This window comes from Mesorhizobium sp. Cs1299R1N3, from assembly GCF_037179625.1.
Lineage (GTDB): Bacteria > Pseudomonadota > Alphaproteobacteria > Rhizobiales > Rhizobiaceae > Mesorhizobium > Mesorhizobium salmacidum.
Genome location: NZ_JAPYKQ010000001.1, coordinates 987115 through 1009034, shown reverse-complemented (window position 1 = coordinate 1009034; position 21920 = coordinate 987115). Strand labels below are relative to the sequence as shown.

At 63.1% G+C, this 21920-nt stretch carries 25 protein-coding genes; 10 read left to right on the top strand and 15 right to left on the bottom strand.

The features are described 5' to 3' along the window. Positions 1-50: 50 nt before the first annotated feature. The 4 genes from O7B34_RS04655 to O7B34_RS04640 form a co-directional block, all read right to left on the bottom strand. Positions 51-1037 (bottom strand): Gfo/Idh/MocA family protein, encoded by a 987-nt coding sequence (locus tag O7B34_RS04655; RefSeq protein WP_337145050.1) that lies wholly within the window; start codon positions 1035-1037, stop codon positions 51-53. A gap of 122 nt (positions 1038-1159) precedes the next feature. Beyond that, positions 1160-1735 (bottom strand): YceI family protein, encoded by a 576-nt coding sequence (locus O7B34_RS04650; protein ID WP_337145049.1) that lies wholly within the window; start codon positions 1733-1735, stop codon positions 1160-1162. A 69-nt stretch (positions 1736-1804) separates the two neighbouring features. Then, positions 1805-2374 (bottom strand): cytochrome b, encoded by a 570-nt coding sequence (locus O7B34_RS04645; protein WP_337145048.1) that lies wholly within the window; start codon positions 2372-2374, stop codon positions 1805-1807. Between the two features lie 52 nt (positions 2375-2426). After that, positions 2427-3317: a LysR family transcriptional regulator gene (locus O7B34_RS04640; protein ID WP_337145047.1), complete on the bottom strand. Its 891-nt coding sequence runs from the start codon at positions 3315-3317 to the stop codon at positions 2427-2429. 96 nt (positions 3318-3413) lie between these two features. Here O7B34_RS04640 and O7B34_RS04635 point away from each other — a divergent pair, with 96 nt between their 5' ends. Beyond that, positions 3414-4409 (top strand): aldo/keto reductase, encoded by a 996-nt coding sequence (locus O7B34_RS04635; RefSeq protein WP_337145046.1) that lies wholly within the window; start codon positions 3414-3416, stop codon positions 4407-4409. A 203-nt stretch (positions 4410-4612) separates the two neighbouring features. On the opposite strand, the gene O7B34_RS04630 is transcribed toward O7B34_RS04635, so the two are convergent. The 7 genes from O7B34_RS04630 to infC all read right to left on the bottom strand — a co-directional run bounded on the left by O7B34_RS04630 (position 4613) and on the right by infC (position 11348). Further along, positions 4613-5215, bottom strand: a complete 603-nt coding sequence (locus O7B34_RS04630; RefSeq protein WP_337145045.1) for a nucleotidyltransferase family protein — start codon at positions 5213-5215, stop codon at positions 4613-4615. Between the two features lie 46 nt (positions 5216-5261). Continuing rightward, positions 5262-7670 (bottom strand): phenylalanine--tRNA ligase subunit beta, encoded by a 2409-nt coding sequence (pheT, locus tag O7B34_RS04625; protein ID WP_337145044.1) that lies wholly within the window; start codon positions 7668-7670, stop codon positions 5262-5264. Between the two features lie 40 nt (positions 7671-7710). Continuing rightward, entirely contained in the window at positions 7711-8763 is a 1053-nt protein-coding gene (pheS, locus tag O7B34_RS04620) for a phenylalanine--tRNA ligase subunit alpha (RefSeq protein ID WP_337145196.1), read from the bottom strand. A 299-nt stretch (positions 8764-9062) separates the two neighbouring features. Continuing rightward, positions 9063-9464 (bottom strand): 50S ribosomal protein L20, encoded by a 402-nt coding sequence (rplT, locus tag O7B34_RS04615; RefSeq protein ID WP_337145043.1) that lies wholly within the window; start codon positions 9462-9464, stop codon positions 9063-9065. Positions 9465-9558: 94 nt separating this feature from the next. Beyond that, on the bottom strand, positions 9559-9762 hold the full coding sequence (rpmI, locus tag O7B34_RS04610) for a 50S ribosomal protein L35 (protein WP_006201248.1): 204 nt from the start codon (positions 9760-9762) through the stop codon (positions 9559-9561). A gap of 183 nt (positions 9763-9945) precedes the next feature. Beyond that, positions 9946-10572 (bottom strand): methyltransferase family protein, encoded by a 627-nt coding sequence (locus O7B34_RS04605; protein ID WP_337145042.1) that lies wholly within the window; start codon positions 10570-10572, stop codon positions 9946-9948. 239 nt (positions 10573-10811) lie between these two features. Next, positions 10812-11348: a translation initiation factor IF-3 gene (infC, locus tag O7B34_RS04600; protein WP_010912915.1), complete on the bottom strand. Its 537-nt coding sequence runs from the start codon at positions 11346-11348 to the stop codon at positions 10812-10814. A gap of 217 nt (positions 11349-11565) precedes the next feature. On the opposite strand from infC, the gene O7B34_RS04595 reads away from it, so the two are divergent. The 4 genes from O7B34_RS04595 to O7B34_RS04580 all read left to right on the top strand — a co-directional run bounded on the left by O7B34_RS04595 (position 11566) and on the right by O7B34_RS04580 (position 14936). Then, positions 11566-12333 carry an alpha/beta hydrolase gene (locus O7B34_RS04595; protein ID WP_337145041.1) on the top strand — a complete coding sequence of 256 codons (768 nt, stop codon included), beginning with the start codon at positions 11566-11568 and terminating at the stop codon, positions 12331-12333. Between the two features lie 2 nt (positions 12334-12335). Then, entirely contained in the window at positions 12336-13520 is a 1185-nt protein-coding gene (locus O7B34_RS04590) for a benzoate/H(+) symporter BenE family transporter (RefSeq protein WP_337145195.1), read from the top strand. A gap of 75 nt (positions 13521-13595) precedes the next feature. Beyond that, positions 13596-14078, top strand: a complete 483-nt coding sequence (locus O7B34_RS04585; RefSeq protein WP_337145040.1) for a DUF2852 domain-containing protein — start codon at positions 13596-13598, stop codon at positions 14076-14078. Between the two features lie 99 nt (positions 14079-14177). Next, a complete protein-coding gene (locus O7B34_RS04580) occupies positions 14178-14936 on the top strand; it encodes a M48 family metallopeptidase (RefSeq protein ID WP_337145039.1) in 759 nt (252 codons plus the stop codon). A 76-nt stretch (positions 14937-15012) separates the two neighbouring features. Here the strand turns inward: O7B34_RS04580 and O7B34_RS04575 are convergent, their stop codons facing one another. Beyond that, positions 15013-15231, bottom strand: coding sequence for a hypothetical protein (locus O7B34_RS04575; RefSeq protein WP_337104617.1), 219 nt, complete (start codon positions 15229-15231; stop codon positions 15013-15015). A 112-nt stretch (positions 15232-15343) separates the two neighbouring features. On the opposite strand from O7B34_RS04575, the gene O7B34_RS04570 reads away from it, so the two are divergent. From O7B34_RS04570 to O7B34_RS04550, 5 genes are all read left to right on the top strand, one after another. Beyond that, positions 15344-16003 carry a phosphoribosylanthranilate isomerase gene (locus tag O7B34_RS04570; protein WP_337145038.1) on the top strand — a complete coding sequence of 220 codons (660 nt, stop codon included), beginning with the start codon at positions 15344-15346 and terminating at the stop codon, positions 16001-16003. Between the two features lie 91 nt (positions 16004-16094). Next, entirely contained in the window at positions 16095-17345 is a 1251-nt protein-coding gene (gene trpB, locus O7B34_RS04565) for a tryptophan synthase subunit beta (RefSeq protein WP_337145037.1), read from the top strand. A gap of 2 nt (positions 17346-17347) precedes the next feature. Next, a complete protein-coding gene (gene trpA, locus O7B34_RS04560; RefSeq protein ID WP_027143876.1) occupies positions 17348-18187 on the top strand; it encodes a tryptophan synthase subunit alpha in 840 nt (279 codons plus the stop codon). Between the two features lie 47 nt (positions 18188-18234). Then, positions 18235-19161 (top strand): acetyl-CoA carboxylase, carboxyltransferase subunit beta, encoded by a 927-nt coding sequence (gene accD / locus O7B34_RS04555; RefSeq protein ID WP_442920935.1) that lies wholly within the window; start codon positions 18235-18237, stop codon positions 19159-19161. Between the two features lie 169 nt (positions 19162-19330). Beyond that, positions 19331-20656 carry a bifunctional folylpolyglutamate synthase/dihydrofolate synthase gene (locus O7B34_RS04550; protein ID WP_337145036.1) on the top strand — a complete coding sequence of 442 codons (1326 nt, stop codon included), beginning with the start codon at positions 19331-19333 and terminating at the stop codon, positions 20654-20656. Between the two features lie 87 nt (positions 20657-20743). On the opposite strand, the gene O7B34_RS04545 is transcribed toward O7B34_RS04550, so the two are convergent. The 3 genes from O7B34_RS04545 to trxA form a co-directional block, all read right to left on the bottom strand. After that, positions 20744-20992: a plasmid stabilization protein gene (locus O7B34_RS04545; RefSeq protein WP_337145035.1), complete on the bottom strand. Its 249-nt coding sequence runs from the start codon at positions 20990-20992 to the stop codon at positions 20744-20746. Between the two features lie 126 nt (positions 20993-21118). Then, positions 21119-21400 carry a cupin domain-containing protein gene (locus O7B34_RS04540; RefSeq protein WP_140506860.1) on the bottom strand — a complete coding sequence of 94 codons (282 nt, stop codon included), beginning with the start codon at positions 21398-21400 and terminating at the stop codon, positions 21119-21121. 132 nt (positions 21401-21532) lie between these two features. Beyond that, a complete protein-coding gene (gene trxA, locus O7B34_RS04535) occupies positions 21533-21856 on the bottom strand; it encodes a thioredoxin (RefSeq protein WP_027143880.1) in 324 nt (107 codons plus the stop codon). Between the last annotated feature and the right edge of the window lie 64 nt (positions 21857-21920).

Here is a 21920-nt window from a genome sequence, read left to right as displayed (position 1 = left end):
CCGGGAAAAGCGCGTAGCGCTCTCCCTAGGGAATTGCGTCAAACAATGGCTCAGACGGTCTCCCAGCCGCCTGTGTCTCCGGCGCGGAAGATGGCGTCGATGACTTTCTGGTTGAGCACGGATTCTTCGAGCGTGAAGACCCGCTCCTTGCCGCCAAGTGCCGCCCGCGCGAAGGTTTCGACCTCGAGCCTGTACTGCTGCGTGCCGGGGAAGCGGAACACCTGCGCCTCGGTGTGGTTCTGGTTGTGCAGTTCGACGCGGTGATGGTCGTAGAGCCCGGCATTGAAGGGCGAGAACACTTCGATGAAACCCTTCTCACCGTGGAACACCATCACCTGGCGTGCCGCCATCTGGGTCGACAAATAGAAGGACAGTTCGAAATCGCCGAAATCGGCGCGGATCGAGGAATAGATGTCGGTGCCGAATGTCTTGTCGCGCTCGATCGTCGCCTGCACGCGCAGCGGCTCCTTGCCGGTCGAAAAGCGCGTCGACACGGTCGGGTAGACGCCGATATCGGGCAGCGCGCCGCCGCCCAGATCAAGCTTGTTGCGCATGTTGTTGGGATCGACATTGTAGTAGGAGAAAGCGCCCTGCACATGGCGCAGCCGGCCGATGGCGCCGCTGGCGATCAGATCACGCACCTTGATCCATTGCGGATGATAGATAACCATGAATGCTTCGCAGACCAGCACCTTCCTGGCGTCGCGCAGCTTGATCAGCGGCGCGATGTCCTTGGCGTCGAGCGCCAGCGGTTTTTCGACCAGCACATGCTTGCCGGCTTCGATGGCTTTGGCCGTCCATTCGACGTGCTGCGAGGTCGGCAGCGGGATATAGACGCCGTCGACCTCGTCGGAAGCGAGCAACTCCTCATAGGAGCCGAAGGCGTGGCGCGCGCCGAAGCGGTCGCCCAATGCCTTGGCCTTCGACGGGTCGCGGCTGGCGATCGCCGAGAGCACGCCGTTTTCCGCCCCGACGATCGCCGGCAACAATTGCTCCCGGCCGATCTTGGCCGTCGACAACACACCCCATCGGAACATCACGCTTCTCCATATCGATTTCAAGCAAGGAGGTTTGCCTGAAATCGGTGGAAAAGCCAATGCGGGTGCTCTGTTCCTCGCGCCACGAAAGTGGGCGAGGAAACCAGGTACCGCAGCCGCGCTTAGCCCCTTTTCCCCGTCAGCGTCATGTCGAAATCGACGACGTTGGAATAGAGCGGCGTGCCGACATCCATGCCGTAGCGCGAGCGCAGCACCTTGCCGGTGACGTGGAATTTTATCGTGCCACCCTTCAACCCGTCGAGCTCGGCGGTGAATTTTTCCGGAAACGTCTTGCCGCGCGCCGTCAGCCGGCCGGTGACGATCGCCGTCGTGTCGCCGGTGCGGGTCACGCCGGTCGAGCGGAACTGGATTTCGGGGCTGTTGGCCGCGTCGAACACCGCGTCGGAACGCAGGAAGGCATCGATGCGGCCCTGGCCGGTCCCGACACTTTCGGGATAGATGGTGAGGTCGACCTTGGAGCGACCGACATCCTTGTTGTCGATGCGGATAGTGCCCTTGAAACGGGCAAAGGCGCCGTCGAAGCCGCCGCCGCCGGCCTTGCCGATGGTGAAGCGGATCGCGGAACCAGCCTGGCTGATCGTATAGTTGCCGGCAGCATCGCTAAGCACGACTGCCGCATGGACTGGCATGGCAAGGCAGGCGGCGGCAGCCGCCAATCCGAGGATTCGCGCACGCATTGGGTTGTTCCTTGTTAGGAGGCAACGCTCTCTGGCGTCCTCACCTCACAAACGAGACCAACGCCCGTTCTATTCCCCGGCTGACGAAGGCGTGATCATGCGCGTGAGCACGCTGTCACGCAGTAGGAAATGGTGGCGCAGGGCCGCGCAGACATGCAGCGCAACGAGCGCGATGCCGGCATAGGCGAGATACCAGTGCGCCGACGCCCAAAAACTTTCGGCGGCGTCGGATTCGGGCAGCGGCAGGTTGGGCATGACGAACAGGTTGAACGGCATGCTGGGGATTTCCAGCGTCGAAACCGACACCAGCGCCCATCCGGACAGAGGCAGGGCGAGCTGGAATACATAGAGCGCCAGATGTGCCAGCGGCGCCGAGCGGCGCTCCAACGCGCCGACAGAAGACGGCAAGGGCGGTACCGCATTGCCGAGCCGCCAGGCGATACGCAGGATGACGAGGCCAAGCAGCAGAAAGCCCAGGGATTTGTGCAGCTGGATCAGCTCGAAGGCCGTGCGTTGGCTTTGGGTCCTGACCATGACGAAGCCGAGTATGAACTGGCCGATGAAGATAACCCCGATCAGCCAGTGGAGAACGATGGTTGCCCAGCCATAGCGGGTCGCGGTGTTGGTGATGGTCTGCATGGGAGGCGAACGACTGCCAGGCTGGGTTTCTTCCACCCTTGGGGAGGGTGGACTACCCGCTCACCTTGAAGAAGTCGACGAAAGCCCTCAGCGCCGGCCGCATTTGCCGGCGGCTCGGATAGTAGACGAAGAAACCGTCGAAGAACGGGCACCAGTCCTCCAGGACGCGGATCAGCCGGCCGTCGGCAAGCGGCGCGCGGACATACTCCTCGAAGACGAAGGCAAGGCCGGTGCCGCCGACGGCGGCCTGAGCGATCAGATGGTCCTCGTCGAGGATCAGCGGTCCTTGCACCGCGATCTCGACCTCTTCGCCGTCTTTCTCGAACTCCCAGCGGTAGAGGACACCGCTGGAGAAGCGGAAGCGGATGCAGCGATGGTCGGCGAGATCGCGTGGATGGCGCGGCTTGGGGCTTGTCTCGAAATAGGATGGCGCGCCCACCACGGCGCCACGAATGTCCGGCCCGATGCGCACCGCGATCATGTCGCGCTGCAGGCTTTCGCCGAGCCGCACACCCGCATCGAAACCGCCTTCCACCACGTCGGTGAAGCGATCCTCGATGACGATCTCCAGCACGATGTCGGGATAGGCTGACGCAAAGGCGCTGAGCCGCGGCGTCAGCACCAGATGCGCTGACGTGCGTGGCACGCTGAGCCGCAGGTTTCCGGCAGGCCGATCGCGCGCCTCGACGGCTGTCTCCAGCGCCAGATCGATCTCGGAAAGCGCCGGGCGCAATCGCTCCAGCAGCTGCGCGCCTTCCTCGGTCGGAGCGACACTGCGCGTGCTGCGCGCCAAAAGGCGCACGCCAAGCCGTGCTTCCAGGCTGGAGACCGCATGGCTAACCGCCGAAGGCGCGATAGCCAGTTCCCTGGCCGCACCGCGAAAACTGCCGCATTGGGCAACGGTTGCCAGTACCGCAAGCTGTGAGAGATGTGCTCGGTTCATTGATCTATTTCTTGGAACGACCCGTACGAAGAAGAGCCGATTATCGAACGGACTGCAAGCCGTTATGTCTGCCGCATCACAACAAGGAGATGCGTGATGAAAACTCGCAAGCTAGGAACTGAACTCGAAGTCTTCCCGGTCGGCCTTGGCTGCATGGGCATGAGCTTTGCCTACGGCGGCCAGCCGGAAGCCGAGGCGATCGCCACCTTGCACCGCGCCGTCGAGATCGGTGTCAACTTCTTCGACACGGCGGAAGTCTACGGACCCTATGAGAACGAAATCCTGCTCGGCAAGGCGCTGAAATCGGTTCGCGGCAAGGTGACGATCGCGACCAAATTCGGTTTCAAGATCCTGGAGGAAGGCACCGGCATGGATCGGATGGCCGGTGTCGACAGCCGTCCCGAGCACGTCAAGGCTGTTGCCGAGGCCTCGCTGAAGCGGCTCGGCACCGATGTCATCGACCTCTACTACCAGCACCGTGTCGACCCGAACGTGCCGATCGAGGATACGGTCGGCGCCATGGCCGAGCTGGTGCGCGAGGGCAAGGTGCGGGCGCTGGGCCTGTCGGAGGCGAGTGCGGCCACCATCCGACGGGCACACGCGGTGCACCCGATCGCGGCCGTGCAGAGCGAATATTCGCTGTGGAGCCGCGACCCGGAAGACGATGTCTTTGCCGTCTGCCGCGAACTCGGCATCGGCTTCGTGCCTTACAGCCCGCTCGGCCGTGGCCTGCTCACGGGCACGATCGCCAAGCCGGAGACCCTGAGCGACGACGATTGGCGCCGTGGCCTGCCGCGCTTCCAGGCCGATGCCATGGCCGCCAATGCCAAGGTGATCGCCACGCTGGATAAGATGGCGGCCGAAAAGGGCGTCACCTCGGCGCAGCTGGCACTAGCCTGGGTACTGCACCAGGGCGACTTTATTGTTCCGATCCCGGGTGCCCGAAAAATCCGCCATCTGGAGCAGAACACCGCGGCGGCCGGAATTGAGCTGAGCGCGGCCGAGGTGGCATCGATAGGCGATGCGCTGTCGCCCGACAAGGTGATGGGCAAGCGCTATACCGAGGAGCTGCTGGCGCTGGTGAATGGGTAGATAGATAGGCGCGAGGCGCCCCCTCTGTCCTGCCGGACATCTCCCCCTCAAGGGGGGAGATTGGATATTACCCCGGCTTTCGCCAATCGCCGGCGTCGAAAGAAGGCTGAGACCGCCAAGCGGCTGATCTCCCCCCTTGAGGGGGAGATGCCCGGCAGGGCAGAGGGGGGCGCTGTCCCGCCGACATTCAAAATTTCCGCCACTCACCACGGCACCACCCTAATCTCCGGCCAGTTCTCCTTTGCCCGCTTGCCCTTCGTCTCATGCGTCCGCCGGTTATCCATCACCCGGTTCGGTGTGATGCGAAACGAGAAGAGATCGTCGAGCCCGAACGGCGCCACGAGTTCCAATTGCCCATCGCCGCCGTAGCGCACACCGACCGCATGCGTCTTCGAGGCGAAATAGCTGACGGATTCACTGGCACTCGCATAGCGCGGGCAGGGTTGCCCGAACTTCTGCGGATACCACAGATGCACGCGGGCCTGGTTGCGCACTTCGACCGGCAGCGGCAGTCCCTCGAAATGCGCCGCCGCCCTGCGGATCACGCCGTCCTCTGCCTCATAGGACAGGTCGGAGCCATCGAAATAGAACAGGTCGACATCCCTGATGCCATAGCCCGACGGCTTGCCTGTCAGATGGTTCCAGACGCTGTTGTAGAGCGCGCCGGAAACCACCAGCCAATCCGGCAAGGCAAGGTCGCGCACTCGCGCCAGCGTTTCGCCCAGCAGCGGATCAGCCGCGACGATGTCGAGAAACGCCGCACGTTGCACCTCGAAGGGAAGCCCGGAATACGCGAGATGGTCCATCGCCCTTTGGAGGGCGATTCGCCACCTGCCCGCAATCCTGAATTCTCTATGCCCTGAGCATGCCGCCCGTCTGCTTGCCGACATTGTCGACGATGCGCCTGGCCAGCGCCTCGAAATCCTCGTCGGTCAGCGTCTTCTCGACCGGCTGGATCGACACTTCGATGGCGATCGATTTCTTGCCCTCGCCAAGCGACGCGCCTTCGAAGATATCGAAGACCGAGACAGCCGTGATCAGCTTCTTGTCGGCGGCAAGTGCGGCGCGCACCAGCGTGCCGGCCTCGACGGCCCTGTCGACGACGAAGGCGAAATCGCGTTTCACCGCCTGGAAAGCGGACAGCTCCAGCCTGGGCTTGGTTTTCGTCGGCTTGGCCTTCGGCTCGGGCACGGCATCGACGAACACTTCGAAGCCGCATAGCGGTCCGGAGACATCGAGCCCTTCCAGCGTCTTCGGATGAAACTCGCCGAACGTGCCGAGCACGGTCTTCGGACCGAGCTTGATCGTGCCCGAACGGCCGGGGTGATACCAGGCCGGTCCGCCGGCCTCGATCTGCAGCCGGTCGACCGGCGCGCCGCAGGCTTCGAGCGCGGCGATGGCATCGGCCTTGGCGTCGAACACGCCGACAGGGCCGGAATTGCCGGCCCAGTTGCGGCCTGAGCCGTCGAGCTTGGCCGTGCCGCGTCGCACGCCGGCGGCGACGCGTCGCTGCTGGTCGGCGCCATCGCCTTCATAGGTGCCCGACACCTCGAACAAGGCAACGTCGCCGATGCCCTTGTCGGCATTGCGCTGCGCGGCCGAAATCAGCCCTGGCAGCAGCGAGGGCCGCATGTCGGACATGTCGGCTGCGATCGGGTTGGCAAGCTTCAGCGCCGTCTGGCCGCCGCCGAACAACTCGGCGTGCCTGGCCGGAATGAACGACCAGGTAACGGCCTCCATCATACCGCGCACGGCAAGCGAACGCTTGGCGGCACGGGTGCGGATCTGCAGCATCGTCAGGATCTTGCCGTTGACCACGTCATGCGCGCCGAGCGGCTGCGGCGCGATATTGTCGACGCCATGGATGCGCATGACCTCCTCGACCAGGTCGGCCTTGCCGTCGACATCGGGACGCCAGGAGGGCACGGTCACGTCGACGACGTAGCCCGATCCCTGCGCGTGGAAGCCGAGACGCGACAGGATGTCGAGGCTCTCCGCCTTCGGCACCTCGATGCCGGTCAGCCGCTTCACTTCCGACAAGGGAAGGGAAACGATCTTCGGCTGATGTCCGGCATAGCCGGCCACCTCGGTCTCCGTCGGGGTGCCGCCGCAGAAGTCGATCACCAGCTTCGTCGCCAACTCGATACCCGGCACCATGAATTCGGGATCGACACCGCGCTCGAAACGGTAGCGCGCGTCGGTGATGATGCCGAGCGTGCGGCCGGTGCGGGCCGTGGTGATCGGGTCCCAAAGAGCGGATTCGATCAGCACGTCCGTCGTGTTCTCGTCACAGCCGGAATGCTCGCCGCCCATGATGCCGGCAATGGATTCGACGCCATTGTCGTCCGCGATCACGCAGATCTCCGGCGTCAGCGTGTATTCGCGCCCGTCGAGCGCCTGCACCGTTTCGCCATCCTTGGCGCGGCGCACGACGAGATTGCCCGCGACCTTGGCGGCATCGAAGACATGCAACGGCCGGCCGCGGTCGAAGGTGACGTAATTGGTGATGTCGACCAGCGCGCTGATCGGCCTCAGCCCAATGGCGATCAGCCGCTGCTGCAGCCATTTCGGCGATGGGCCGTTCTTGACGCCCCTGACCAGCCTGAGTGCGAAGCCGGGGCAAAGCTCCGGTGCCACGATCGTCACCTTGACCGGACACATGCCGCTGCCGACATGCGGCATGATCGCGCCGCCGACGAGGCGGCCGAGTCCGCTCGCCGCCAAATCCCGGGCGATGCCGTAGACGCTGGTGGCATCGGGCCGGTTCGGCGTCAAATTGATCTCGATGACCGGATCGTCGAGATGCGCGTAAGCGGCAAAGCTGGTGCCGACCGGCGCATCCTCTGGCAGGTCGATAATGCCATTGTGTTCGTCGGACAGTTCCAGCTCGCGCTCGGAGCACATCATGCCATGGCTTTCGACGCCCCTGATCTTGCCGACCGTCAGCGTCACGTCGATGCCGGGCACATAGGTGCCTGCCGCGGCGAAGGCGCCGATCAGGCCGGCGCGGGCATTCGGCGCGCCGCACACCACTTGCACCGGCGGCTTGCCGTCGCCGGTATCGACGGTCAGCACCCGCAGCCGGTCGGCATCGGGATGCTGCACCGCCGTCAGCACCTTGGCGATGACGAAGGGCCTCAGGCCGGCCTTGTCATCGACATGTTCGACCTCCAGGCCGATCGAGGTCAGCCGCTCGACGATCTCGGCCAGCGTGGCGTCGGTCTCGAGATGATCCTTGAGCCAGGAGAGGGTGAATTTCATTGGACTGTTCCGTAATAGCTGGCAGGAGTCTTCAGGACCGTCACGCGCTCAGGCCTCCGAACAGCGTCGGCATGTCGAGCGGCCTGAAGCCGTAATGCGATAGCCAGCGCACATCCGCGTCGAAGAAGGCACGCAGGTCCGGCATGCCGTATTTCAGCATGGCGATGCGGTCGATGCCCATGCCCCAGGCAAAGCCCTGGTACTCGTCGGGATCGAGCCCGCCGGCCCTGAGCACATTGGGATGCACCATGCCGCAGCCGAGGATCTCCATCCAGTCGGAGCCTTCGCCGAAGCGCACTTCGCCTGGCCGCGAACGGTCGCACTGGATGTCGACCTCGAGGCTCGGCTCCGTGAACGGGAAGAAGGACGGCCGGAAGCGCATCTTGACCTGCGGCACTTCGAAGAAGGCCTTGCAGAACTCTTCCAGCACCCACTTCATGTTGGCGACGTTGGCCGACTTGTCGATCACCAGCCCCTCGACCTGATGAAACATAGGCGAATGGGTGGCGTCGGAATCCTGGCGGTAGGTCTTGCCGGGAATGACGATGCGGATCGGCGGCTTCTGCTTCTCCATGGTGCGGATCTGCACCGGCGAGGTGTGGGTGCGCAACAGCTTGCGCTCGCCCTTCTCGTCCGGCTGGAAGAAGAAGGTGTCGTGCATCTCGCGGGCCGGATGGCCTTCCGGGAAATTCAGCGCGGTGAAATTATAGTAGTCGGTCTCGATGTCAGGTCCTTCAGCAATGGCAAAGCCGAGATCGCCGAAGATCGCCGCGATCTCGTCGATGACCTGGCTGATCGGATGGATGCGGCCGCGCTCGGCCGGCGACTGCCGCACCGGTAGCGTCACGTCGACCTTTTCGGCGGCAAGCCGTGCGGCGATCGCCACGTCTTTCAATTCCGCCTTGCGCAAAGCAAGCGCATCGGTGACGCGGTTCTTCAGGCCGTTGATCGCCGGGCCCCTCACCTGCCGTTCCTCGGCGCTCATCGCGCCAAGCGTCTTCAGCATTTCGGAGACCGAACCCTTCTTGCCAAGCGCCGAGACACGCACGGCCTCGATCGACGCCTCGTCGGCGGCCGAGGCGATGTCAGCCATCAGGGAATTTTCGAGTGCATCAAGGCCAATGGTTGCGTCGTTCACGATCAAGCTCGCTGCGTTGGAAATCGCTCTGGACGTGAAAGTCACGTTTGGAGTGAAAGTTCAGGCATAAGAAAAACCCGCGCCAGCCGTGCCAGCGCGGGTTCCCCAAATCAAGTGTCGAAAGTGCTTGGGAAGCGCTGGGCTCGGAGCCCGATCCCGAAAAGTTGCAGACTTTTCGGAAAAGATCGCGCTCCTCGCTAATTTCCCTGGAGCATGATGTTGTCCAAAAGTCAGAAACTTTTTGGCATCATGCTCTAGGCGACAGCGCTCTCAAAAGCATTCGGCGTGGTGTTCTTCAGATATTCGAGCGCGACCTTGGCCTTGGCGACCAGGGCGGCGAAAGCCTGCGGCTCGTGGATGGCCATGTCGGACAGGATCTTGCGATCGATCTCGATGCCGGCCTTGTTCAAACCGTCGATGAAGCGGCCATAGGTCAGGCCATGCTCGTGGGTCGCGGCGTTGATGCGCTGGATCCACAGCGCGCGGAACGAGCGCTTGCGGTTCTTGCGGTCGCGATAGGCGTACTGCAGCGACTTTTCCACCGCCTGCTTGGCGATGCGGATGGTGTTCTTGCGGCGGCCGTATAAGCCTTTCGCGGCTTTCAGGACCTTCTTGTGCTTGGCGTGCGAGGTGACGCCTCTTTTTACGCGTGCCATGTCATGATCTCCTTAAAAGCAATTCCAGAAAAAGTGCCTTGCGGTTTTCCGTTCGGAATTGCGTAAAACAAATGCGTGTCCGGACCGAAATGCCTTAGAGGCCGTTCGGAAGAAAATTCTTGATGACCTTCTTGCCATCCGGTTCAGCCAGAACCATCGTGCCGCGGGCATTTCGAATGAACTTGTTGGAACGCTTGATCATGCCGTGACGCTTGCCGGCCGCAGCCGACAGGACTTTACCCGTACCTGTGATCTTGAACCGCTTCTTGGCGGCCGATTTGGTCTTCATCTTGGGCATTTTGCTACTCCGTAATGTTGGCGCACGATCGCGCTTCTTGTTCGCTTCAGGCCGACCAAAGCCCGAAAAGCAAATGAAACCGCCACGGCATGCCCTGCCGGGCGGTTTTCTTGGAACGGCGGTGCTATAGATCAAAGATGGCGCGGGCGCAACACCTCAGGCCGTGCGACGCGCTGTCCCCGGTCAGGGCAGCCTGAACCACACCGGCAGCATGCCCGACAGCTGCGCGCCGTCGATCAGTTCGAAAGCCGGCAGCGCGATCAGGAACACCAGTCCGTCGAGCAGCGTGGTCAACAGCAGGCGCGGCTTGAAGCTGCCGGTGTCGCCTTCCTGGTAGAGCGAAAGCTTGGGGAAGAAGCGCGGCACGCGCGCCAGATAGTCGGCATACGGCGCGCCGAGCGCCTCCTTGAGGAATTTCTCCTCGCGCAAGATGACGATATGGAAGGCGCCGGCGCACAGAACCGCGAAAAGGATGATGCCGGAGAACGAGCCGATCTGCGCGCCGACGCCGGCGGCGGCCACGGTCGAGAACACGTAAAGCGGGTTGCGGGTGATGGAATAGGGGCCGCCTGTGACCACTTCGGAGGATTTGCGCCCGCCTATGTAGAGCGTCGCCCAGAGGCGCCCGACGATGCCGAGGAAAATCAACAGCACGCCGAACATCTCGATCGATTCGTGCACCGGCGTGTCCGGCGGGAACGTCGATTGGCCGAACAGAAGTGCCAGAAACAGCACCGCGACGAGCATGGCAAGCACCAGCCGGCGCATCTGCTGGTAGTTGCCCAGCCCGTGTTTGTATTCTGTGTCCAAGTTTGGGATCCGATCGTCGAGGAGCTTAGCCGGCGATCGCAGCTCTAGCCAGGAATAGGCGTCCCGCCGGTCGTCGGGACGCCCTGTAGCACAATTCAGGCGGATTTTAGCGCGATGACTAGACCTGACGTCATCGTGATCCAAGCGGATTCCGCAAAAGCGTTCACGGTTTGCGGCGGGAACCCGCGACAACCATGGAAACTATGCAGACGGCGCGTTGCGAAGCGTGCGGAGCCTGCTTAGCGCGGCGCCAGCACCATCATCATCTGGCGGCCTTCGAGCTTCGGCTCGGCTTCCACCTTGGCGATGGTCGCCACCTCCTCGCGCACCTTGTTCAGGAGTTGCATGCCGAGTTCCATATGCGCCATCTCGCGGCCGCGGAAGCGCAGCGTCAGCTTGACCTTGTCGCCTTCCTCGAAGAAGCGGCGGACCGCCTTCATCTTGGTCTCGTAGTCATGGCTGTCGATGTTCGGGCGCATCTTGATCTCCTTGATCTCGATGACCTTCTGGTTCTTGCGCGCCTCGGCCGCCTTCTTCTGGTTGGCGTATTTCAATTTGCCGAGATCGAGGATTTTTACAACGGGCGGCACCGCGTTGGGCGATATTTCAACCAGATCGAGCCCGGCCTCTTCGGCGAGCAGCAATGCGTCGTTGATGGAAACATCGCCGCGGTTCTGGCCTTCGGCGTCGATAAGCTGGACCCGGGGAACCCGGATATCGCGGTTGGAGCGCGGCCCATCCTTGGTCGGCGCCGCTGCTTTGAAAGGTCTGCGAATGGTCGTGGTCTCCTTGGCCGTTTCGTTCGGGGTTCGTACAAATGTGTGTGGACGCGCCAATGTGGGAAGCGCGCGGCGCAAGTCAATAGCACAGCGTTCTCAAGAAATCACCTGATCACGAGCCTGTGCCAAGCAAAGAAACATCGCGAGCACTTTCCGCCTTGCCTTCGGCCGTGCCAAAAGCAGGCGTGAAAAAAATCAGGACCGCCCCACAGCCATGACCGCCGCTCCGACCTTTCTGGATGTTGATGGATCCGAAATCGCCGTGCGCCATTCGGCGGGCTCGACGCCCGGCATCGTCTGGCTCGGCGGCTACAAGTCGGACATGTTGGGCACGAAAGCCGAGACGCTGTCGGACTGGGCGGCACGGGAAGGCCGCGCCTTCCTGCGGCACGACTATTCGGGCCATGGCGAATCCGGCGGCGCCTTCGCCGATGGCACGATTTCGACATGGCTTGCGCAAAGCCTTGCGGTTTTCCGGAATTTCGCCAGGGGCGATCAGGTCCTGGTCGGCTCGTCGATGGGTGCCTGGATCGCGCTACGCATGGTGCAGGAATTGCGCAAGGCGGGCGACGCAAGGGTGGTCGGCATGGTGCTGCTGGCACCGGCGCCGGATTTTACCAGTGAATTGGTCGAGCCGGTGCTGACCAAGGCGCAGAAGCGCGACCTCGCCAAAAAGGGCTACTTCGCGGAGCCGTCGGACTATTCCGCGGAACCCTACATCTACACGAGCGCGCTGATCGAGGATGGCCGCCATAACCGGGTGATGACCGGGCCTATCGACACGCATTGCCCGGTTCACATCTTGCAGGGGCTGGCCGATGCGGACGTGCCGTCGAGCCACGCCTTGAGGCTGGTCAGCCTGCTGCCGGCCGACGATGTCACGCTGTCGCTGATTCCTGACGGCGACCATCGCCTGTCGCGGCCGCAAGATCTCCACATGCTGGTGCGGGCCGTCGGTGACATGGCCGGACGAGGCAAATGACCATGCGCCTTTCCATCCCGGTTTCCGCCTTCGTCGCGGCCATCGTCGGCTTTGGCGGCACGCTGGCCATCGTCATCGCCGCCGCCAAGGCGGTCGGCGCGACGCAGGTCGAGACGGCGAGTGGTGTGACGGCGATCTGTCTGGCCATGACGGTCGAGTGCCTGTGGCTGTCATGGCGCACGAAAATGCCTGTCATCACCGCCTGGTCGACGCCGGGCCTGGCACTGGTCGCCGCCTCGAGCGGCTTTTCGATGGGCGAGACCGTCGGCGCCTATATCATCACCGGCGTCCTGCTGGTCGCGACCGGCCTCTTCGGGCCGCTGACCCGGCTGATATCGAGAATACCGGCTTCGGTCGCTTCCGGCATGCTGGCCGGCATCGTCGTCACCTTCGCCATCAACGCCATGAAAGCCATTCCGGCGGATCCTTGGCTCATCCTGCCGCTGATCGCGGCATTCTTTGTCATCCGGCTGTTCAATCCGGCGCTATCGGTACTGGCGGTGCTGGTTGGCGGTGGCCTTGCCGCCTTCCTTACCGGCCGTGTCGGCGGCTTGCCCGCGCCCGAACTGTCGACACTGACGTTCATTGCTCCCCATTTCACCGCCAAGGCCATCATCGGCCTGGCACTGCCGCTCTATCTCGTCACCATGGCCTCGCAGAACCTTTCCGGCCTCGCTGTGCTGCGCGCCGCCGGCTACCACCCTGAGCCCGGCCCGCTGATCGGTGTCACCGGCCTGTTTTCGCTCTTATCGGCGCCATTCGGGGCCGCGACCACCAATCTGGCGGCGATCTCGGCGGCGATATGCACCGGGCCGGACGTCCATCCCGATCCGGCCGAACGCTGGAAGACCGGCCCGTTCTATGCGCTTGCCTATCTGATCTTCGCGATTTTCGGCGCCTCGCTGGTGGCGATCTTCGCGGTCCTGCCGCAGAGCCTGATCGTGCTTGTGGCGGGTCTCGCGCTGATGGCCTCGCTCGCCAACGCGCTGGCGATCGCGCTTAGGGATGAGGGTGACCGGATGGCAGCCACCGTCACCTTCGTCGTCACCGCCTCCGGGCTGACGCTGTTCGGCGTCGGTGCGGCATTTTGGGGCCTGATCGCCGGCTTGGCCGTGCTTTTCCTCGATATGCTCAAAAAGCGGCAATCATTTCAGAAGCTTGTCCGGTTTTGGCCGACATTGTCTTGAATCGCCGTTTTCGCCTTCCCATTTCGATTCCACGCAGCCGGTTCTGGCTGTCTCCAACCGAAGGAATGGGAGAAAATGAACACATCTGCATTGATCCGCCCGGCCTGGACGCCGGCGACCATCGCGTTGATGGTGATCGGCTTCATGGTGTTCTGGCCGCTCGGCTTCGCCATGCTCGCCTACATCATCTGGGGCGACCGGCTCGAGGGCTTCAGGCGTGACGTCAACCGCGCGACCGACGGCATCTTCGCCGGCTGCCGCCGTGGTTCCGACAAGGCCGCACGCTGGGGCAACGGCTCCGCCCGCACCGGCAACGTCGCTTTCGACGATTGGCGCGAAAAGGAACTTGAGCGCCTGAACGAAGAGCGCCGCAAGCTCGACGAGATGCTGACGCAGTTCGACGAGTATGCCCGCGAGTTGCGCCGCGCCAAGGATCAGGACGAGTTCGACCGGTTCATGGCCAACCGCAACAAGTCGACCGCGCCGACCAAGACCGATCCGGGCACCGGAACGACCCCCACCAAGCGTGGCAAAGGCTCGAACCTGCTCGACGACTGAGGCCAGGCGACAGGGCCAAGGTATGATGACGGCGTCGCGCGAGCGGCGCCGTTTCTTTTTTGTTCTATTCGTTTTCCTCGAATCGCGTATCGTCCCGCCATGACCATCGGGTTCTTCCGCAATCTGACGAAGCCCAAACCCACGCCTGCCGTGGAGCGGGAATACTGTGTCGCCGGCCGCACCCTGCCGCTCAAGATCGTCGAGAGTGCCAGGGCAAAGCGCCTGACGCTGCGCATCGATTCCGGCGGTCAGGGCCTGCGCATCACCGTGCCGCCGGGCCTGCGCCGCGGCGAGGTGGACAGGTTCCTCGACCGCCATCAGGACTGGCTGGAGCAGCGGCTGGCCAAGGTGCCGACGCGGCCGCAGGTGCGGCCCGGCATCAGGATCCCCGTGCGCGGCGTGCCGCACCGCATCGTCCACGAGCCGTCAAGGCGCGGCACCGTAACAATATCGCGCGACGAGCGCGGCCCGCTGCTGATCGTGCATGGCGAGCGCATTCATCTGCCGCGCCGCATCGCCGATTTTTTGAAGCGCGAGGCCAAGAAGGAGATCGAGAAGCTGGTCGTCAGACACACCGAGGCGCTCGGCAAGCGCGCCAAGGCGATCCGCTACAAGGATACCTCCAGCCGCTGGGGCTCCTGCACCTCCGAAGGCAATCTCTCCTTCTCCTGGCGCATCATGATGGCGCCGCAGCCGGTCATCAACTACCTCGTTGCGCATGAAGTGGCGCATCTCAAGGAGATGAACCACGGGCCGAAATTCTGGAAATTGTGCGAAAAGCTCTGCCCCGACACCGATCGCTGCAAGGACTGGCTGAAGCGCAATGGCGGCGCGCTGCAGGCGATCATGTTCGAATAGGGTGCGGCGGAGTCACCTTGGAGTCAGGCGAAGGCTTCTCCACTTCGTCATGTATGGACGGCCCCAAAGAAGGCCGCTAGTCGTCATTCGCCGCATTCAATTCCTCCGGCCGCAGCCCCTCTTCGCCCTGATGCGGCCAGGGCAGGAAGTTCCGGTCGAAGGCGTCGCCGCCGAAATAATCCAGCGCCCGATGCGCTTCGGCGCCGTTGAAGGCGGCCTTGTCCATCAGATGCGCGATGACCTCGCGCGCCTGTGCGATCTTCTGCTTCAGTTCGGCAACGGTCTGGTCGGCCATGGCTGTGCTCCCGCCTTGCATGCTGTCCATCCATAGGTAGCGCCTTTCACCTTGCCGGCAAACAGCATGCTTTTTCTCGACTCTTGATGCTTTTCGTGCCAATTCCCGCGCCATGGCGCTCGACATCAAAATCTGCGGCTTGAAGACCGACCAGGCAATGGCCGCGGCCCTTGCCGGCGGCGCCAGCCATGTCGGCTTCATTTTCTTTCCGAAAAGCCCGCGTTACGTCGAACCGGCCGAAGCCGGCCGTCTGCGCGAAGCGGCGCGCGGCAAGGCCTTGGCGGTTGCCGTCACGGTCGATGCCAGCGACGCCGTCCTCGATGAAATCGTGGAAAAGATGCAGCCCGAAATGCTGCAACTGCACGGCTCCGAGACCCCCGAGCGGGTGACCGAACTGAAAGCCCGCCATGGGCTGCCGGTGATGAAGGCGTTGCCGCTCAGCGAGGCCGCCGATCTCGACCGGATAAGGCCGTTCATCGGCGTTGCCGACCGCTTCCTGTTCGATGCCAAGCCGCCGAAGGGCTCCGAGCTGCCGGGCGGCAACGGCGTCGCCTTCGACTGGCGCATCCTCGCCGGCCTTGACGCCGGGATCGATTACATGCTTTCCGGTGGGCTCAACGCCGCCAACATCGGCGATGCCCTTCGGCTTGCCAATCCGCCCGCAATAGACATTTCGTCGGGCGTGGAAAGCGCGCCGGGCGTCAAGGATCCGGCGCTGATCGAACAGTTTTTCCGGGCCGTCAGGGCCGCGCGGGACGACCGCGCCGCCTGAACAAAATTTCGAACCCTGAGCATGTCCCGGAAAAGTGGGAACCGGTTTTCCGACAGGGACATGCTCAAAGTACAGATCCAGGAGATCGGCGATGAACAAGCCGGCGACACCCAATTCCTTCCGCACCGGACCCGACGAAAAGGGCATGTTCGGCATTTTCGGCGGTCGTTTCGTCGCCGAAACGCTGATGCCGCTGATCCTCGACCTGGAGAAGAACTGGAATGAGGTCAAGAACGATCCGGATTTCAGGGCTGAGCTGACCGATCTGTCGACCCACTATGCCGGGCGGCCGTCAAAGCTGTACTTCGCCGAAGGCCTGACGAAGCATCTTCGTGACATTTCCTCGGCGAAAGGCCTCGGGGGCGGCGCGAAAGTCTATTTCAAGCGCGAGGATTTGAACCACACCGGCTCGCACAAGATCAACAATTGCCTCGGCCAGATCCTGCTGGCCAAGCGCATGGGCAAGAAGCGCATCATCGCCGAGACCGGCGCCGGCCAGCATGGCGTGGCGTCCGCGACCGTCGCCGCCCGCTTCGGCTTTCCCTGCGTCGTTTATATGGGCGCGACCGACGTTGCCCGGCAGAGCCCCAACGTCTTCCGCATGAAACTGCTGGGCGCCGAAGTGCGGCCGGTCACCGCCGGCCATGGCACGCTGAAGGACGCCATGAACGAAGCCCTTCGTGACTGGGTGACCAATGTCGAGGACACCTATTACCTGATCGGCACCGCCGCCGGTCCGCACCCCTATCCGGAGCTGGTGCGCGACTTCCAGTCGGTGATCGGTACCGAGGCCCGCGCGCAGATCCTCGAACAGGAGGGACGGCTGCCCGACACCATCATCGCCGCCGTCGGCGGCGGCTCCAACGCCATCGGCATGTTCCATCCCTTCCTCGATGACAAAGAGGTTCGCATCATCGGCATTGAAGCGGGCGGACGCGGCCTTGACGGCATCGAGCATTGCGCTTCGATGAATGCCGGCTCTCCCGGCGTGCTGCACGGCAACCGCACCTATCTCCTGCAGAACGCCGACGGCCAGATCATGGACGGCCATTCGATTTCGGCCGGCCTCGATTATCCCGGCGTCGGTCCGGAGCATTCGTGGCTGCGCGACTCGGGCCGTGTCGAGTATGTGCCTATCCTCGACGACGAGGCGCTGGAAGCCTTCAAGCTGACGACGCGCGTCGAAGGCATCATCCCGGCGCTGGAATCGGCGCACGCCATCGCCCATGCCGTCAAGATCGTACCCGCCATGGACAAGGACCAGATCGTCATCGTCAACCTGTCCGGCCGTGGCGACAAGGACGTGCACACGGTGGCCTCGATGCTGGGCATGGAGATCTGATCATGGCAACCCGCATCGACCGCCGCATGGCGAAGCTCAGGAACGAAGGCCGTCCGGCGCTCGTCACCTATTTCATGGGTGGCGACCCCGACTATGCAACCTCGCTGTCGATCATGAAAGCGCTGCCGGGCGCCGGCTCGGACGTCATCGAGCTCGGCATGCCGTTTTCCGACCCGATGGCTGACGGCCCGGCGATTCAAGCCGCCGGCCTCAGGGCGCTTAAAGGCGGCCAGACGCTGGTCAAGACACTGAAAATGGCCTCGGACTTCCGCGCCGGCGACGATGAAACGCCGATCGTGCTGATGGGCTACTACAACCCGATCTACATCTACGGCGTCGACCGCTTCCTGAAGGATGCGATTGCCAGCGGCATTGACGGGCTGATCGTCGTCGACCTGCCGCCGGAGATGGACGAGGAACTGTGCATCCCGGCGTTGAAGGCCGGCATCAACTTCATTCGGCTGGCGACGCCGACCACCGACGACAAGCGCCTGCCCAAGGTGCTGCAGAACACGTCCGGCTTCGTCTACTACGTGTCGATGACCGGTATCACCGGCTCGGCGCTTGCCGACACAGGCAAGGTCGCCACGGCGGTCCAGCGTATCAAGGGTCACACCAACCTGCCGGTCTGCGTCGGTTTCGGTGTCAAGACCGCCGAACAGGCGCGCGTCATCGGCGCCAACGCCGACGGCGTGGTCGTCGGCACGGCGATCGTCAATGCGGTTGCCAATGTGCTGGGGCCGAAGGGCGAAAAGACCGCTGATCCGGCCGAGGCGGTGGCCACGCTGGTCAGCGGCCTCGCGCAAGGCGTGCGCTCGGCCCGCCTTGCTGCTGCCGAATAGTCTTCCTACTCTCTTACCAACTCTTCGTCAGGACAGGAGCCGAAGCGATGAACTGGATCACCAATTACGTTCGCCCGAAGATCAACTCGATGCTCGGCCGGCGTACCGACATGCCCGAGAATCTCTGGATCAAGGATCCCGAGACCGGCGAGATGGTGTTCCACAAGGACCTGGAATCCAACCAGTTCGTCATCCCGTCCTCCGGCCATCACATGAAGATCTCGGCCAAGGAGCGGCTGAAATTCTTCTTTGATGACGGCAAGTACGAGACCCTGGACAATCCCAAGGTCATGCAGGATCCGCTGAAGTTCCGCGACGAGAAACGCTATGTCGACCGGCTGAAGGACGCCAAGGCCAAGACCGGCCTGGAAGACGCCATCATCAATGCGCTGGGGACCGTCGAGGGCCTGCCAGTCGTGGTGACGGTGCAGGATTTCGCTTTCATGGGCGGCTCGCTCGGCATGGCGGCGGGTGATGCCATCGTGCATGGCTTCGAGGTCGCCCTGCAGCGCAAGCGACCGCTGATCCTGTTCGCTGCTTCCGGTGGCGCCCGCATGCAGGAAGGTATCCTGTCGCTGATGCAGCTGCCGCGCACCACGGTCGGCGTCGACCGGCTGAAGGAAGCCGGCCTTCCCTACATTGTCGTGCTGACCAACCCGACCACCGGCGGCGTCACCGCCTCCTACGCCATGCTGGGCGACGTGCACATCGCCGAGCCAGGAGCGTTGATCGGTTTTGCCGGTCCGCGCGTCATCGAGCAGACCATCCGCGAGAAATTGCCGGACGGCTTCCAACGCTCCGAATATCTGATGGAGCACGGCATGGTAGACATGGTGGTGTCCAGGCTGGAAATGCGCCAGACGATCGCGCGGCTTTTGAAAATGCTGCTCAAGATGCCCGAGGAGCAAAAGCCGCTGGAACCGGAAATCATGCCGCCGGCCGCGCTTGCCGCCGAAGTCCGGCCGCAAGCTTGACGCTACAATGGCCGGCCGCGACACCGGCCCTGACGTGAGACTGGCCTGACGCGACATTGGCCGCCGCGGACAGCGATTGCGCAGCATCCGTGGCGCGCTGTAGCCTTTTGATAGCCGTGGTCATTGCGGGAGCGATTCTGGCTCTCGGGCCATGCGCCGGGATTGTGCCATGACGACGCTTGCCGCCGACCGCGAAATCGAAGCCCTGATGGCGCTTCACCCGAAAGGCTTTGACCTTTCGCTCGACCGCATCACGCGGCTTCTGGAGCGGCTGGGCAATCCGCAGGACCTGCTGCCGCCGGTCATCCACATCGCCGGCACCAACGGCAAGGGTTCCTGCGCCGCCTTCTCGCGGGCGCTGCTGGAAGCTTCCGGCCGGCTCGTCCATGTCCACACCTCGCCGCATCTGGTCAGCTGGCACGAGCGCTACAGGCTTGCGGCAGAGGGCGGCGGCAGGCTGGTCGACGATGACATCTTCGCCGAGGCCATTGCCCGCGTCGCCAAGGCCAATGCAGGCCAGAAGATCACCGTCTTCGAGATACTCACCGCCGTCACCTTCGTCCTGTTTTCGGAACATCCGGCCGATGCCGCCATCATCGAGGTTGGTCTTGGCGGCCGCTTCGATGCCACCAATGTCATCGCGCGGCCGGCCGTGTCGGTGATCATGCCGGTGTCGATGGACCATGAGGCCTATCTCGGCGACCGTGTCGAGTTGATCGCCGCCGAAAAGGCCGGCATCATGAAACGCGGCTGCCCGGTGGTCATCGGCGCGCAGGAAAGCGAGACCGCGCTGCAGACGCTGATCGACACCGCGGAGCGGCTGGAATGTCCGACCCTGGTCTATGGCCAGGATTTTCTCGCTTTCGAGGAAAACGGCCGCATGGTCTACCAGGACGATGATGGCCTGATGGATCTGTCATCACCGCGTCTGCCCGGTCGCCACCAATTTGCGAATGCGGCGGCGGCGATCGCCGCGGTCAAGGCCGCCGGTTTCGAGATCAGCCACCGCGCCGCCGAGAAGGCGATGACCAACGTCGCCTGGCCGGGCCGTATGCAGAAGCTGGTGCAGGGCAAGCTGGCGGAACTTGCGCCGAAGGGCGCCGACATCTGGCTCGACGGCGGCCACAATCCGGGTGCCGGCGTGGTCGTCGCCGAAGCGCTGGCCGAGCAGGAGGAAAAGAACCCGCGCCCACTGTTCCTCATCTCGGGCATGATCAACACCAAGGACCAGAGCGGCTATTTCCGCGCCTTCAAGGGCCTGGTCAAGCATGTCTACACGGTGCCGGTGAGCCAGAGCGACGCCGGCGTGCCAAACGACGAACTGGCCATCCGCGCCACGGAAGCCGGGCTGACGGCCGAACCGGTAAACTCCGTCGCCAGCGCCCTGATGCTGCTGCGCGACACCTGGGACGGCCCGACGCCGCGCATTCTGATCGGGGGCTCGCTTTATCTCGCAGGCGCGGTCCTGGCCGAAAACGGCACGCCGCCTACCTGAGGGGGCTACAGTTTCGACGCCTGCAGCGGAAATGTCTACTTCAGCCACATACCTTAGTCCTCGATCCGCTTCAGGTATCGACGAAAATCAAAGCTCAACTCCGGGATGAACCTGGCGACCTTCGCGAATAACTTTCGCCAGATCGATGTCGACGCCACTGCTTGCGGTCAGGCTGGCGTGGAAGGTGGAGGCAGGTTCGGCGCCAGCTTCCCGAATCTCGTAGAATTCAAGCGCGCGTTCGACCACTTCGGCAATCGAACGATTTTCACGACGAGCTAGCCGATGAGCCAGGTCGCGTGCCTTTGCACTGCGGACTGAGAGCTGTGATTTGCCCATTTTTAACTCCCTTTTGGAAGAAACATACGCCGATCGTTTCTGCCATCAAGATGGAGGCGATGGCCCGCCTTCACACAACCGACTGAGTGAATGGACTTCCAGCGCGGCAATCAGTGGCCAAGGCCTTTACTTCAGCTCGATCTCGATAAAAGCGTACTCGCCCTCGTTGGCGCTGATGACGTCGTGTTCGACGCCCTCCTTGCGGAAGTAGGGGGAACCTTTCTTCATTTCGGCGAAGGTTTCGCCGTCCTTGGTCACCAGCTTCAGCTTGCCGTCCATCAGCGGGACCACGACATAGTCGTGGCCGTGGCGATGCCAGCCGGTGTTGTCGCCCGGCTGGAAGCGGTATTCGGTGACGATGACACGCTCATTGTCGATGAAGACTGTGGCCTTGGCGGATCCGGTCATTTCTCTCTCCATGCTTCTGCTGCCAACAAAAGACATGGAGAGCCCCGACGTGAGTGCCAGAGCGGCGCACCGATGGCGCCAACAAAAAGCCCGGCGCGATGGCCGGGCTTGATATCCGAAATTCGGAATGGATCAGGCGAGATTGCCATTGACCCAGTGCGACAGCGCGGTCTTGGGCGCGGCGCCAACCTTGATGTCGGCCACTTCGCCGCCCTTGAAGATCATCAGCGTCGGGATCGAGCGCACGCCAAACTGGGCGGCAAGCTCGGGATTCTCGTCGATGTTCAGCTTGGCGATCTTGACCTTGGCGCCGAGTTCAGCGGCGATGTCCTCAAGCGCCGGTGCGATCATCTTGCAGGGGCCGCACCACTCCGCCCAGAAATCAACCACGACCGGTACCTGGGCATTGAGCACATCGGCCTGGAAATTGTTCTTGTCGACCTTGACGGTGGTCATGCGGAAATCCTTTCGAAATCTTTCGCCGCACCAAATGTGGTGGTTGTCGCGCCCTTCTTCAAGC

What these genes read in the sequence shown, in the direction of transcription:
- O7B34_RS04655 (WP_337145050.1), bottom strand. Translation starts at nt 1,037, where the DNA reads ATGTTCCGATGGGGTGTGTTGTCGACGGCCAAGATCGGCCGGGAGCAA.
- O7B34_RS04650 (WP_337145049.1), bottom strand. Translation starts at nt 1,735, where the DNA reads ATGCGTGCGCGAATCCTCGGATTGGCGGCTGCCGCCGCCTGCCTTGCC.
- O7B34_RS04645 (WP_337145048.1), bottom strand. Translation starts at nt 2,374, where the DNA reads ATGCAGACCATCACCAACACCGCGACCCGCTATGGCTGGGCAACCATC.
- O7B34_RS04640 (WP_337145047.1), bottom strand. Translation starts at nt 3,317, where the DNA reads ATGAACCGAGCACATCTCTCACAGCTTGCGGTACTGGCAACCGTTGCC.
- O7B34_RS04635 (WP_337145046.1), top strand. Translation starts at nt 3,414, where the DNA reads ATGAAAACTCGCAAGCTAGGAACTGAACTCGAAGTCTTCCCGGTCGGC.
- O7B34_RS04630 (WP_337145045.1), bottom strand. Translation starts at nt 5,215, where the DNA reads ATGGACCATCTCGCGTATTCCGGGCTTCCCTTCGAGGTGCAACGTGCG.
- pheT (WP_337145044.1), bottom strand. Translation starts at nt 7,670, where the DNA reads ATGAAATTCACCCTCTCCTGGCTCAAGGATCATCTCGAGACCGACGCC.
- pheS (WP_337145196.1), bottom strand. Translation starts at nt 8,763, where the DNA reads ATGGCTGACATCGCCTCGGCCGCCGACGAGGCGTCGATCGAGGCCGTG.
- rplT (WP_337145043.1), bottom strand. Translation starts at nt 9,464, where the DNA reads ATGGCACGCGTAAAAAGAGGCGTCACCTCGCACGCCAAGCACAAGAAG.
- rpmI (WP_006201248.1), bottom strand. Translation starts at nt 9,762, where the DNA reads ATGCCCAAGATGAAGACCAAATCGGCCGCCAAGAAGCGGTTCAAGATC.
- O7B34_RS04595 (WP_337145041.1), top strand. Translation starts at nt 11,566, where the DNA reads ATGACCGCCGCTCCGACCTTTCTGGATGTTGATGGATCCGAAATCGCC.
- O7B34_RS04590 (WP_337145195.1), top strand. Translation starts at nt 12,336, where the DNA reads ATGCGCCTTTCCATCCCGGTTTCCGCCTTCGTCGCGGCCATCGTCGGC.
- O7B34_RS04585 (WP_337145040.1), top strand. Translation starts at nt 13,596, where the DNA reads ATGAACACATCTGCATTGATCCGCCCGGCCTGGACGCCGGCGACCATC.
- O7B34_RS04580 (WP_337145039.1), top strand. Translation starts at nt 14,178, where the DNA reads ATGACCATCGGGTTCTTCCGCAATCTGACGAAGCCCAAACCCACGCCT.
- O7B34_RS04575 (WP_337104617.1), bottom strand. Translation starts at nt 15,231, where the DNA reads ATGGCCGACCAGACCGTTGCCGAACTGAAGCAGAAGATCGCACAGGCG.
- O7B34_RS04570 (WP_337145038.1), top strand. Translation starts at nt 15,344, where the DNA reads ATGGCGCTCGACATCAAAATCTGCGGCTTGAAGACCGACCAGGCAATG.
- trpB (WP_337145037.1), top strand. Translation starts at nt 16,095, where the DNA reads ATGAACAAGCCGGCGACACCCAATTCCTTCCGCACCGGACCCGACGAA.
- trpA (WP_027143876.1), top strand. Translation starts at nt 17,348, where the DNA reads ATGGCAACCCGCATCGACCGCCGCATGGCGAAGCTCAGGAACGAAGGC.
- accD (WP_442920935.1), top strand. Translation starts at nt 18,235, where the DNA reads ATGAACTGGATCACCAATTACGTTCGCCCGAAGATCAACTCGATGCTC.
- O7B34_RS04550 (WP_337145036.1), top strand. Translation starts at nt 19,331, where the DNA reads ATGACGACGCTTGCCGCCGACCGCGAAATCGAAGCCCTGATGGCGCTT.
- O7B34_RS04545 (WP_337145035.1), bottom strand. Translation starts at nt 20,992, where the DNA reads ATGGGCAAATCACAGCTCTCAGTCCGCAGTGCAAAGGCACGCGACCTG.
- O7B34_RS04540 (WP_140506860.1), bottom strand. Translation starts at nt 21,400, where the DNA reads ATGACCGGATCCGCCAAGGCCACAGTCTTCATCGACAATGAGCGTGTC.
- trxA (WP_027143880.1), bottom strand. Translation starts at nt 21,856, where the DNA reads ATGACCACCGTCAAGGTCGACAAGAACAATTTCCAGGCCGATGTGCTC.